This window comes from Actinoallomurus acaciae (genome assembly GCF_042429965.1).
Taxonomy (GTDB): Bacteria; Actinomycetota; Actinomycetes; order Streptosporangiales; family Streptosporangiaceae; genus Actinoallomurus; species Actinoallomurus acaciae.
Map to the genome: position 1 here is coordinate 1 of NZ_JBHLZP010000247.1, position 11,969 is coordinate 11,969.

Sequence of the window (11,969 nt, forward strand, 5' to 3'; positions counted from 1 at the left end):
ACCGCGACGCCGTGCTGTCCGCCTTCGCCGCCGCCGAGGGCCCGAGGCCCGCCCGGCTCTGAGCGGGCCCCGGCGGACGCGGCGCGGCAGAAGACCGCGTACGCCTGCCGCCGGTCATCGGGACACCGTGGCCGTACGCCCCCGGCTACAGGGAGGCGGTCAGGACGCGGCGGGCCTCGGCGAGGGACGGGCCGTACCACTCCAGGTGGCGTCCGCTCACCAGGGCCACCCGTACGCCCGGGAACTCCTCCGGGCCGTCGCCGGGGCCGAAGGCGTACGGCTCGTCCGGCAGGATGACCAGGTCCGGGCGGCGGTCCCGGATCCGTTCCACCGTCACCTTCGGGTACCGCTCCGCGTCGTCCGCGTAGAGGTTGGCGACGCCCAGCCGTGCCAGCACGTCGCCCGCGAACGTCTCACGGCCCAGCACCATCCACGGTCTCCGCCAGATCGGGACCACCGCCGTGCGCGCGGGCGGGGGCGGTTCGTCCAGCACGTCCGCCCAGGCCGTACGGGCGGCGCGCAGCCACGGCGGCTCGTCCAGGCCGCAGGCCGCGAGCATCTCCGCCAGCTCCGACAGGGCCTCGGGCAGGTCGCGGACGACGGTCTCCCACACCGGGACCCCGGCCGCGCGCAGCCGGTCGAGGTCGGCCGCGCGGTTCTCCTCGAAGTTGGCCACGACGAGGTCCGACGCTCGGGCGCGGACCCGGTCGACGTCGGGGTTCTTGGTGCCCCGCACGCGTACGACGTCCAGATCCGCCGGGTGGACGCACCAGTCGGTGGCGCCCACCAGCAGGCCCGGCGCGGTCACGGCGATCGCCTCGGTCAGCGACGGTACGAGCGACACGACGCGCCGCACCCGCGCGGGAGCGCCCTCCTTCGTGAGGCGGGCGATCCCGGGCCGCTCGCTCACCGGCCCGCGTGCCCGTCCAGGGCCGTCCAGAACTCCTCGGCGGTCAGGTGGCCGGGGCCGCGCCCCTCCCGCGCCGAGCGGTTGGCGAGTTGCCGCAGCAGCTCGTTGACCGGCGTCGGCACGCCGTGCTCCCGGCCGAGCAGGACGATCTCGCCGTTGAGGTAGTCGACCTCGACCGCGCCGGCGCCGCGCTGGAGGCTCTGATAGGTCGAGCCGCCGGTGCGGCGGCGGCCCCGCACGGGCCGGGACCGCCCGATGAGTGCCTGGACGTCCGTCGGGTCGACGCCCGCGGCGCGCAGGCAGGCGGCGCCCTCCTCGCGGGCCCGGCGGACGATCTCCTGGCCCTGGTCGCCGGGGCCGAGCAGCGCCTCGACCGCGTTGCCGAGGTTGTTCAGCAGCTTGCCGTACTTGTAGCGCATGACGTCCGGCCGCGCCTGCGACTCGAACGTCGCGCCGGCGAACGCGTCCGCGAGCGAGCGCGCCGTCTCGTCGTCGCCGCCCGGATAGCGCCCGACGTCGAGGTGGCCGGTGACCGGAGCCATGTACGCCTCGATCACCCCCGGATCCAGGAACGCCGCCGGCAGCACCACGCACACGCCGTAGACGTCCGGGAACAGCCGGAGGGCGAGACGCTCGTTCTCCACGCCGTTCTGGGCGCAGGCCACGACGATCTCGGGCGGGGCGGCGGCGGACAGCTCCGCGAGGGCGGCCACGGTGTCCTGGGTCTTCATGGCGAGCAGCACCACGTCGCCCGGCGCGAACTTCACGTCGGCCGGGCGGGAGACGACCGGGATCTCCAGCGTGACGCTCTCATCGGGCGTGTCGAGCCGCAGGCCGTGGTCGCGGACGGCCTCGTAGTGGGCGCCGCGGGCGATCAGCGTGACGTCGTGCCCGTGCCGGAACAGCTGGGCGCCGACCGTACCGCCGATGGCGCCCGCGCCGTAGACGATGAACCTCATATTCCGGTCACCCGTACCCCCGCGTGCGTCTTGTAGCGGCGGTTCACCGAGATGAGGTTGGCGGTGAGCGCCTCGACCTGGTGGGCGTTGCGCAGCCGGCCGCCGTACACGCCGCGCACCCCGGCGATCCGGCCGGCGAGCGCCTGCACGGTGCCGGTGGCCTCGCGGTCGTCGCCGAGCACGAGGATGTCGAGGTCGACCTTGTCGACCTCCGGGTCGAGCAGCAGAACCGCCGAGACGTGGTGGAACGCGGCGACGACGGTGCTGCCGGTGAGCACGGCCGCGGCCTGCTGGGCGGCGCTGCCCTCCTCGACGGGCAGCGCGTACGCGCCCTGCTTGTCGAACCCGAGCGGGTTGACGCAGTCCACGACGATCTTGCCGGCGAGGTCGTCGCGCAGCGACTCCAGCAGCGTCCGGTGCCCGTCCCACGGCACGGCGACGATCACGATGTCGGCGTCGCGGGCGGCGACGGGGTTCTCCTCCCCCCGGGCGTTCAGCCCGTCGCCGAGGCTCTCGGCCGCCTGCCGGGCGCGCTCGGCGCTGCGCGAGCCGATGATCACCCGGTGGCCCGCGAGGGCGAAGCGGCGGGCCAGGCCCTTGCCCTGGTCTCCGGTGCCGCCGAGGATGCCGATGGACAGGCCGCTGACGTCCGGTGGTTCAGCCTGGGAAGTGGTCATGAGGGCGATCCTGCCAGAACGGAGCGGCGAGCCGACGGGCGAGTGGAGCCGAGCCGACGGCGGGGTGGGCGAGGAGCCGGGCGTGACCGTCGGCACGCCTCATCCGGTCGGCGTCCGGGGTGCGGCGGCCATCGCGGCGCCGACGATGCCGGCGTCGTTGTGCAGCTCGGCCGCGATCACCTCCGCCCGTACGTCCTTCAGGTGCGGGAGGAAGTGTTCGGCGCGCTTGCTCACGCCGCCCCCGATGATGATCAGTGACGGCCAGAGCAGGTCCTCGGCCCGCCGCAGGTACTCCTCCACCTTCTCGGCCCACTTGCCCCAGCCCCAGTCGTGCACCTCGCGGGCGTGCGCGGAGGCGCGGCGCTCGGCGTCCTTCCCGCGGATCTCGAGGTGTCCGAGCTCGGTGTTGGGCACCAGCGTGCCGTCGGTGAACAGCGCGGTGCCGATGCCAGTGCCGAGGGTCACCAGCAGCACGGTCCCGGACCGTCCGCGCCCGGCGCCGTGCGCCATCTCCGCCACGCCCGCCGCGTCGGCGTCGTTCAGCAGCGTGACGGGCGTGCCGCACTCGGCGGCGAGCAGGTCGCGCGCCGCGAGGTCGCGCCAGTCCTCCGCCAGGTTCGCCGCGGTGCGGGTGACGCCGTCGGTGACCACGCCGGGGAAGGTCACACCGACCGGGCCGGTCCAGTCGAAGTGCCGGACGATCTGCCCGACCGCCGACACGACCGGACGGGGCGCGGCGGGCACCGGCGTCTCGACGCGCAGGCGGTCACGGGTGAACTCACCGGTCCGGACGTCGACGGGCGCGCCCTTGATCCCGCTGCCGCCGATGTCGATGCCGAGTATCTCCATGTTCAATGCGTACACCAGAGAGCGTCTCCGGCGCCCGGCGGATACGTCCGGTCCGTGGCACGCGACTTTCCCGCGTCGCCGCCGATGAGGATGAGACGCCGGGGCCCGTACGGCACGATGGAGCCATGGACGCGAGTCAGGTCAGTGCCCTGCGGGAGCTGCTGGCGACCACCGGCTGGCCGGAGCGCACGCAGGACTTCGCCCGGTCGCTGCGCGCCTCCACGCGGGTTCCGGGGGGCCTGTTGCTGTTCGGCCCGCGCGACGACGAGCCGTGGCACCTGGCCGCCCACCTGGACGACGAGAGCCGGCTGTGCGGGCTGCCGGAGATCAGCCCCACGCTCGTCCGCTGGGAGCCGCCGCCCGGAGCGCCGGCCCACCTGAGCATCGGGCTCGACCGGCTGGAGGCCGCGCGCCGCGGCGAGACGCTCCTCGTCGTGTCGGAACAGACCGCGTCGGAGGGCGTGCTCGAACGCGTCGACGACGCCCGCCGGGTCGGCGCGACGATCTTCGCGCTCGACGGGGACGACAAGGAGCTGCGCGGGCTGGCGCACGAGTCCCTGTCCGTGCCGCCGGGCGAGCCGGCGATCTCCTTCGAGGCCGCCCAGCACCTGGTGAGCGCCGCGGCGGGCGAGCCACGCGCCAAACGCGGCCTGCGCGACCGCCTCGCCGGCCTCCTCGACACGATCACCGGCCCGCCGGCGGGCTGACCGGTTCCCGGTCTCCCCCGGTCGCGCTCGCCTCCGGATCAGTCGTCTTCGCGTGCCTCCCACTGCTCGTTGCGCTCCCGCGCGTGCTGGAGGGCGTTCGCGGCCTCGGTCTCCGTGGCGTACGGGCCCATCCGGTCGCGGTCGGGACATCCGGGGCCGTGCTCGACCCGCATGTGCTTGAGACAGAAGAACCACTCGCCGTCATCGCTCATCATCGCCTCCTGATCGACTTGTCATCCTTCCCCCCATGGGCAACTACACTCCAACACCATGACGACGCAACTCCGTCCCGGCCGCGTCTCGCCGATGCGCACCGTGCCCGCGAACATCCCCCGCCCGGAGTACGTCGGCAAGAAGTTCCCCCGCACCGGTGAGCCCGACGTCAAGACGCCGGAGATCATCGAGCGGATGCGGGTGGCCGGCCGGATCGCGGCGCAGGCGATGGCGGAGGTCGCCCGGCACATCGAGCCCGGCGTCACCACCGACGAGCTCGACCGCATCGGGCACGAGTTCATGCTCGACCACGGCGCCTACCCCTCGACGCTCGGCTACCGCGGGTTCCCCAAGTCGCTGTGCACCTCGCTGAACGAGGTGATCTGCCACGGCATCCCGGACGACACGGTCGTGCGCGACGGCGACATCATCAACATCGACATCACCGCGTTCAAGGACGGCGTGCACGGCGACACCGACGCGACGTACCTCGTCGGCGACGTGGACGAGGAGTCCCGGCTGCTCGTCGAGCGCACCCAGGAGGCCCTGGCCCGCGCCATCAAGGCGGTGCGCCCCGGGCGGCGGCTCAACGTCATCGGCCGGGTCATCGAGTCCTACGCCAGGCGGTTCGGGTACGGCGTGGTCCGCGACTTCACCGGCCACGGCATCGGCACGACGTTCCACTCCGGGCTGATCGTGCCGCACTACGACGACGCGAACGCCTCGACCGTCATCGAGACGGGCATGACGTTCACCATCGAGCCCATGCTGACCCTCGGCACGATCGAGTACGAGATCTGGCCCGACAAGTGGACGGTCGTGACGAAGGACCGCAAGCGCACCGCCCAGTTCGAGCACACGCTTCTCGTCACCGACGCCGGCGCGGAGATCCTCACCCTCCCCTGAGACAACGCCGCGCGGCGGGGTACGCAACGCGGTATGGCCGAACTACGGACCTACCGCGGCAGACGCGACGCACGCCGTACGCCGGAGCCCGTCCCGGCGGAGGGTCCACTGCCCGAGGGCAACGACGACACGTTCGTCATCCAGGAGCACCACGCGCGACGGCTGCACTGGGACTTCCGGCTCGAACGCGACGGCGTTCTCGTCTCGTGGGCGCTGCCCAAGGGCGTGCCGGACGACCCGAAGGTCAACCACCTCGCCGTGCACACCGAGGACCATCCGCTGGAGTACGCCTCGTTCGCCGGGGAGATCCCACCGGGCGAGTACGGCGGCGGCCAGGTGATGATCTGGGACCGCGGCACGTACGACACCGAGAAGTGGACCGAGCGCGAGATCAAGATCGTGCTGCACGGCGGCCGGGTCTCGGGCCGGTACGTCCTGTTTCCCACCAAGGGCGAGAACTGGATGATCCACCGGATGGATCCGCCGGTCTCCCCCGACGCCGAGCCGATGCCCGGGGACGTACGCCCGATCGTGCCCGACAGGCGCGCACGGCTGCCGCGGCGGAGCGACGCGTACGGCTATGAGTTCGCCTGGGGCGGGCGGCGGCTGATCGCCTACGGCGAGCGGGGGCCGGCGCGTGTCGTCGCGGCGGACGGCCGGCCCGCGAAGGCCCCGCGCGGGCTCGGCGAGGCGCTCGGGTCGCACCGGGCGGTCCTCGACGGCGAGCTGACCGACGCCGGCGGCGAGACGTACATGATCTACGACCTGCTCTACCTGGACGGGCGGTCGCTGCTGGACGAGCCGTACCGGCGGCGCCGCGAGCTCCTCGGCGAGCTCGGCCTGTCCGGACCGCGCTGGCAGACCGCGCCCTGGTTCGAGGACGGTGAGGCGGTACGCGAGGCGGCGCGCGAGCAACGGCTTCCCGGAATCGTCGCCAAGCGCCTCGACGCGCCGTACCGTCCGGGCAAGGCCGACTGGCGCCTGATCCCGGTCTGACCCCCTCCGGAACACGCTCGCTTCGCGGTGGTGAGGGCCGAAATCTGACGAATTCCGCTGACACACGGTGAACGTACGCATCTGTTCCGGCGCGTCGCGCAGCATGGAGGGCCTTCGGCCCGTTACAGTCCCGCGCGTGGTTATTACGCGGGCAAAGCGAGTGATGTACGGATGATGGGGCATACCCACGCCCTTGCGGGGGCTGTCGCGTGGCTGGGCCTGGTGCCCTTCCTCGCGGACTATGGAATGAAGATGACGCCGGGCGAGATCGTCGCGGGCTCGGTCGTCTGTGCGGGGGCGGCACTGCTGCCCGACATGGACCACCACAGCGGCTCGATCGCGAACGCGCTCGGGCCGGTCACGAAGGTGCTCTGCAAGGGTGTCGCGTGGATCTCGGGCGGGCACCGCCACGCGACGCATTCGCTGTTCTTCATCGTGTTGATGACGTTCGGCACCGACCTGCTCGCCCAGTACTTCCGGCCCGGCTGGTGGGTGGAGCTCTTCCTCCTCATCTGCCTGGGCCTGCGCGGGGTCGGGATCCACATCCCCGAGCGCGAGCATTTCAACGTCATCATCAACGGGGCCCTCGCGCTGGGCCTGACCTACCTCATGATCGGCATGCACTTCGCCGGCCCGGGGATCGACCTGTTCATGGGTCACTACTACCTCGGGTGGGCGGGCCTGTCGGTGGGGCTCGGCTGCTTCATGCACATGTTCACCGACTGCCTCACCCCGGAGGGGTGCCCGGTGTTCTGGCCGTGGAAGAAGCGGTTCGAGATCCCGATCGTGCCGCGCACCAACGGCGTCGTCGAGAAGTGGGTGGTCACGCCGGTCCTCACCCTCGGCGTGGTCGTCCTGGCGATCCGCACGTCGGCCGGCGGCTTCGCGGTGAACTGGCTCCAGCACAACCGCGGCTGAGCGCGAAACCGGCCCATTCCCCTTCTCCGGCAAAGGATGGGCCGGTCCGGCGTGCCGTACGGCTTGCCGTCCGTGACTGCTGGGAACAGCAGTCTTCATGGAGCGACACACGCGGTCCGCCCTGGCGGCGGTCGCCGGGCTGGCGCTGATCGCGGGCTGCGGCACCGAGGTACGGCGGGAGGCCGGGCCCGTCACGGCGGGCGCGCCGACGCCCGTCTCCGGCGCCGTGCTCGAGCAGCAGTTCGAGCAGGTCGTCAAGAAGGTGCTGCCCTCCGTCGTACAGATCAACACCGACTCGGGCCTCGGGTCGGGCATCGTCTATGACGACAAGGGCGACATCGTCACCAACGACCACGTCGTGGCGGGCGCACGGCGGCTGCAGGTAACCACGCCGACCTCCAAGACGCCGCTGTCCGCGACGCTCGTCGGGGAGTTCTCCGCGAACGACCTCGCCGTCGTCCGCGTGAAGAACGCCCCGCTCACCCCGGCGACGTTCGGTGACTCCGCGCGGCTGGCCGTGGGCCAGATCGTGCTGGCGATGGGCAACCCGCTGGGCCTGTCCGGGAGCGTCACCAACGGCATCGTCTCCGCGCTCGGGCGCACGGTCAGCTCCCAGCGCGAGGGCGCCTTCCCCGGCGCGACGATCGCCGGCGCCGTGCAGACGAGCGCGCCGATCAACCCGGGCAACAGCGGCGGCGCGCTGGTGACCCTGGGCAACCAGGTGGTCGGCATCCCGACGCTGACCGTCTCGGACCCGCAGATCGGCGGTGCGGCGGCGGGCATCGGATTCGCCATCCCGAGCAACACCGTCAAGCTGATCGCCGACCAGCTCATCGCCTCGGGCCGCGTGAAGGAGTCCGGCCGCGCCGCGATCGGCGCCAAGGTGCGCACGGTGATCGACCTGCGGGGCGACGTCGAGGGCGTGGGCGTCGTCTCGGTAACGCCGGACGGCCCCGCGGAGAGGGCCGGAATCGCCCCGGACGACGTCATCTTGTCGATCAACGGCGCCGGCACGTCGACGACGACGGCCCTGGCCGAGGCACTCGCCCCCCTGAAGCCCGGCCAGAAGGTGAAGGTACAGATCCTGCGCCCCGACGGCGCACGGAAGACCGTGACCCTCACACTGGGACAGCTCCCCGGCTGACGCCGTTCGACGCCCTCAACCTAGGGTGTGCTGCGAAGTCCCGCCGTCCGGGACAGTTCCCGCCGGGGACAGCTCCCGTCCGGGACACTCCCCGCCCTCCCGGGGGGCGCCGACCCCACACGCCAAAGGAAGACCGTACGCACGGCTGTGGAAAAGCCACGGCCCAAGCGAGACAGGCCCTAGCGGCGCTGGATGACCAGCCGGTTGTGCCGGAAGTCGAGGCTCACGTTGCCGAAGCGGCACAGCTCGTCCGAGCCCAGCAGGCCGCCCACGCCGATGCCGAGGTCGACGACCGACAGTGACGTGCCGTGCATGGGCAGGCCGCCGAGTGTCCAGCGGTGCACCCGTACGACCGGCACCATGCCGCTGCCCGTCACTCCCTGTACGGGATGCTGCTGCCCGGTGCGCGGCAGGCCCAGCCGGCGTACCAGGCTGCGGTCCACCGAGGAGTTGGAGGAGCCGGTGTCCAGCACGAACTCGTACGGCCCGTGGCCGTTCACCTTCATCGGCACGTAGACGAGCGTGCCCCCGTTCCCGCGGACCACCCGGATCGGCAGCGTGACCGCGTCCGGACTCGCCGCCGTCGAGGGCGCCGACGTCGGCATGGACGGCGGCGCGACCATCGGGCGGCCGGCCGGGCGCGCGCTCTGGACCGCGCCGACGCGGGAGTGGGCGCAGCCGAGGGCGATCTGCAACGCCGCCGTCAGCAGCAGACCGGTGATCACAGTGCGGGACACAGGACGGACGTTCCCGTATGAGGCTTTCCCTACCCGTGATCATCGGCCCTGGTCACGTTACCGATGGGAGCGGTCCTCGCTGGTCACGACGGTCGCGTGCGGGCGCGGACCCGTTCGATCACGGGCGCGAGCGCGTCCATGAACGGGCCGTGGACGGTGTAGTAGGTGAAGCCGAAGCGCTCGCGGTTCCGCAGGATCTGCTCGGCCATCTGCTCGACCGTGCCGATGAGCAGGAAGGGGGTGTCGAGGATCTCCTCGGCGGTCATCGCGTCGCCGTACCGTCCCAGCAGGTCCTCGGCGGCGGCCTCGCGGTCGTCGGTCTCCATGACCAACTGGACCAGCGCGTGCCACTCGACCCGCCCGGCGCGGTCGCCCGCCTGTTCACGGGCGTATCGGACGCGGTCGGCGGCCTCCTCGGCGGTGCCGAGCCGGAAGACGCCCGGCGGCCGTCCCTTGACCTGGTACAGGCCGGCGATCGCGATGACGTCGGCGTGCTCGGCGGCGATCCGCAGGATCCGGTCGCCGGTGCCGCCGACGATCAGCGGCGGCCCCGACCCGCCGAAGCCCTGCCGCTGGACGGGCCCGAACCCCGGCAGGCCCAGCGCCTCCCGCGTCGCCGTCTCCTGCGGGTACCCCTCCGAGGCGAACAGCCGCCCCAGCTCCTCGATCGTCGACTCCAGCCGGTCCGCACGCGGGCCGAAGGGCTCCCACGGGATGCCGGCCGCGTCGAACTCCCACTTCATGTGCCCGGAGCCGAGGCCGAGTTCCAGGCGCCCGCCGGTGAGCACGTCGGTCGTGACCACCTCGCGGGCCAGCAGGGCCGGATTCCAGAACCCGGCGTTCAGCACGAGCGTGCCGACCTTCAGCCGTTCGGTCGCCGCCGCGGCGGCGACCAGGGCCGGGAACGGGGCGGCGAACCCCAGGTGGTCCGCGGCGAACACCGTGTCGTACCCGTACGCCTCGCCGCGTCGGCAGGTCTCGATGAACCGTTCGCGTGAGCCGATGTCGAGGACGTTGAACGAGAACCGGAAGTCAGCCATGTCCGTCAGGCTGTCGCACCCCGCGGCCCGGCGCCATGGTCTGCGCCGGGGGCGGAATCGCCCGGAGCCGAATCGGCCTACTCCTGGGGCGGAGACGCGGATGCCGACGGGGGGCGCTTGTCGAGCGAGGCGAGGTAGGCGTTGTACTCGGCCAGTTCGTCCTCGGTCTGGTCGGCCTCCGCCCGGTCCGCGTGCCGTTCGAGCCGCCGCGCCAGCCGCCGGTCGTCGGCGTACCACTGGAACACCATCGCGATCAGCACGATGAAGGTCGGGATCTCGCCGAACGCCCAGGCGATCGAGCCGCCGGTGTGCTGATCGGTCAGGACCGAGGTGCCCCACGGGCGATGCAGGGCGGTGTACCAGCCGGCCGCGAGCGGCTTGCCGAGGCTCATCAGCGCGATGCCGAAGAACGCGTGGAACGGCATCGTCACGAACAGCAGGAGCATCTTGGCCACGTACGGCAGCTTGCGCGGCGTCGGGTCGACGCCGATCAGCACCCAGAAGAACAGGCTGCCGGAGGCGAGGAAGTGCACGAGCATCGCCAGGTGCCCGACGTGGGCGCGCATGAGGTAGCCGAACAGCGGCGTGAAGTACACCGTGTACGTGCTGCCGATGAAGATGACCGTGGCCGTGGCGGGATGGCCGATGAACCGCAGGGCCCGGCTGTGCAGGATGATCGTCAGCCATTCGCGCGGCCCGCGGTCGCCGCGGATCGCGGCGGGCTTCAGCGCGCGCAGCGCGAGCGTCACCGGGGCGCCGAGCACGAGCAGGATCGGGGTCAGCATCGACAGGACCATGTGCTGGATCATGTGCGTGCTGAACAGCACCGGGGAGTACGTCGCGATGCCGGTCATCGTGACCGCGACGATCGTGACCAGGCCGAGCCCCCAGGCGAGCGTCCGGCCCATCGGCCAGGCGTCGCCGCGTGCGCGCAGCCGTGCGACGCCCGCGGCGTACAGGCCCCCGAGCACCACGACGAGCACGGCGAAGAACAGGTCCGGCCGCCACATCGTCGCCAGCCGGCCGACGGTGATCGGCGGCGGCATCGAGAATCCGAGCATGCCGGTGACCGCGTCCTCGTCGGCGTTCACGGCGGGCGGTGCCGTACGGGCGAGCGCGACGGCGACGCCGAGGGTCGCGGCCATGAGCAGGATCTCCACCCCGGCGAGGCGCGCGAACGCCCACGGCGGGCGGGTCACCGCCGGGCGGGCGTACCCCTTGGGGTTGTGCGCCATGAGGGCGGGCAGGGTGCGCTCGCGGTGCAGGTAACCGAAGATCCCCAAGACGATGAACAGGGCCAGCTTGAGCAGGACCAGCCGCCCGTAGTCGGTGGTGTAGAGCAGCGACGGGTCGGGCAGCCGGGAGACGACGTTGGCGGCGCCGCTGACGCCGACGGCGACGAAGCACCACAGGGCCATCCGGCTGAACCGCCCGGCGGCGATGCCGAGGTGGTCCCCGTCGTGCGTGGCGTGCCAGACGAGCACGACCAGGCCGCCCACCCAGGGCGACAGCGCCAGGATGTGCATCGCCAGGCCGCTGATGGCCAGCTCGTGGTTGGGAGAGGACGAGGAGTGCCCGGTGAGCGGCGGCGGCAGCAGCGCGACGAGCGCCACGACCAGCAGGCCCGCGGCGCTGCCCGGCGTGACGGCGGTGCGGGCCAGCAGCGCGATGAGCGCGGCGAGCAGCACCACGAACATCAGCGCCGTGCCCTGCGGGATCTGGCCGACGTAGCTGGACAGCTCGCTACCGCCGACGATCTTGCCGGTGGGCACGCCGAGGATGTCGGACACCGTGAAGATCAGCGTGGCGGCGGCGGCCGCCGCCCGGGCGGCTGCGATCCATGAGGCGCCCCGCAGGTAGCGGACGGCCTGCGGGTCGAGCACGCCGCGCGTGGACGGGAGCAGCGCCGCGGC

13 protein-coding genes are annotated in these 11,969 nt (G+C 72.4%); 5 read left to right on the plus strand and 8 right to left on the minus strand.

All coding sequences use genetic code 11. The annotated features are described in order from the left end of the window. Positions 1 to 145: 145 nt before the first annotated feature. The 4 genes from ACFFNX_RS28130 to ppgK all read right to left on the minus strand — a co-directional run bounded on the left by ACFFNX_RS28130 (position 146) and on the right by ppgK (position 3,395). A complete protein-coding gene (locus tag ACFFNX_RS28130) occupies positions 146 to 910 on the minus strand; it encodes a helical backbone metal receptor (protein ID WP_378208569.1) in 765 nt (254 codons plus the stop codon). Beyond that, the gene (locus ACFFNX_RS28135) at positions 907 to 1,869 is read right to left on the minus strand and encodes a ketopantoate reductase family protein (protein WP_378208571.1); all 963 of its coding nucleotides are present in this window, start codon (positions 1,867 to 1,869) and stop codon (positions 907 to 909) included. The genes ACFFNX_RS28130 and ACFFNX_RS28135 overlap by 4 nt, the downstream gene beginning before the upstream one ends. Beyond that, on the minus strand, positions 1,866 to 2,546 hold the full coding sequence (gene npdG / locus ACFFNX_RS28140; protein ID WP_378208573.1) for an NADPH-dependent F420 reductase: 681 nt from the start codon (positions 2,544 to 2,546) through the stop codon (positions 1,866 to 1,868). The genes ACFFNX_RS28135 and npdG overlap by 4 nt, the downstream gene beginning before the upstream one ends. Before the next feature lie 99 nt (positions 2,547 to 2,645). Next, entirely contained in the window at positions 2,646 to 3,395 is a 750-nt protein-coding gene (gene ppgK, locus ACFFNX_RS28145) for a polyphosphate--glucose phosphotransferase (RefSeq protein WP_378208574.1), read from the minus strand. A 125-nt stretch (positions 3,396 to 3,520) separates the two neighbouring features. Between ppgK and ACFFNX_RS28150 the strand changes: the two genes are divergently transcribed. Beyond that, entirely contained in the window at positions 3,521 to 4,102 is a 582-nt protein-coding gene (locus ACFFNX_RS28150) for a hypothetical protein (protein ID WP_378208576.1), read from the plus strand. 38 nt (positions 4,103 to 4,140) lie between these two features. Here ACFFNX_RS28150 and ACFFNX_RS28155 read toward each other — a convergent pair whose 3' ends face one another. Then, entirely contained in the window at positions 4,141 to 4,314 is a 174-nt protein-coding gene (locus tag ACFFNX_RS28155; RefSeq protein WP_378208592.1) for a hypothetical protein, read from the minus strand. Between the two features lie 58 nt (positions 4,315 to 4,372). On the opposite strand from ACFFNX_RS28155, the gene map reads away from it, so the two are divergent. The 4 genes from map (at position 4,373) to ACFFNX_RS28175 (ending at position 8,279) form a co-directional block, all read left to right on the plus strand. Further along, positions 4,373 to 5,221 carry a type I methionyl aminopeptidase gene (gene map / locus ACFFNX_RS28160; RefSeq protein ID WP_378208578.1) on the plus strand — a complete coding sequence of 283 codons (849 nt, stop codon included), beginning with the start codon at positions 4,373 to 4,375 and terminating at the stop codon, positions 5,219 to 5,221. Positions 5,222 to 5,254: 33 nt separating this feature from the next. Then, positions 5,255 to 6,217 (plus strand): DNA polymerase ligase N-terminal domain-containing protein, encoded by a 963-nt coding sequence (locus ACFFNX_RS28165; protein WP_378208580.1) that lies wholly within the window; start codon positions 5,255 to 5,257, stop codon positions 6,215 to 6,217. Positions 6,218 to 6,391: 174 nt separating this feature from the next. Next, positions 6,392 to 7,135 (plus strand): metal-dependent hydrolase, encoded by a 744-nt coding sequence (locus ACFFNX_RS28170; RefSeq protein ID WP_378208590.1) that lies wholly within the window; start codon positions 6,392 to 6,394, stop codon positions 7,133 to 7,135. 97 nt (positions 7,136 to 7,232) lie between these two features. Further along, positions 7,233 to 8,279 (plus strand): S1C family serine protease, encoded by a 1,047-nt coding sequence (locus tag ACFFNX_RS28175; RefSeq protein ID WP_378208582.1) that lies wholly within the window; start codon positions 7,233 to 7,235, stop codon positions 8,277 to 8,279. Between the two features lie 179 nt (positions 8,280 to 8,458). On the opposite strand, the gene ACFFNX_RS28180 is transcribed toward ACFFNX_RS28175, so the two are convergent. The 3 genes from ACFFNX_RS28180 to ACFFNX_RS28190 form a co-directional block, all read right to left on the minus strand. After that, entirely contained in the window at positions 8,459 to 9,016 is a 558-nt protein-coding gene (locus ACFFNX_RS28180) for a retropepsin-like aspartic protease (protein ID WP_378208584.1), read from the minus strand. An 83-nt stretch (positions 9,017 to 9,099) separates the two neighbouring features. Next, a complete protein-coding gene (locus tag ACFFNX_RS28185; protein ID WP_378208586.1) occupies positions 9,100 to 10,056 on the minus strand; it encodes a TIGR03621 family F420-dependent LLM class oxidoreductase in 957 nt (318 codons plus the stop codon). Positions 10,057 to 10,133: 77 nt separating this feature from the next. Next, positions 10,134 to 11,969, minus strand: a 1,836-nt coding sequence (locus ACFFNX_RS28190; RefSeq protein ID WP_378208588.1) for a bifunctional copper resistance protein CopD/cytochrome c oxidase assembly protein, incomplete at its 5' end; no start/stop codon positions are given.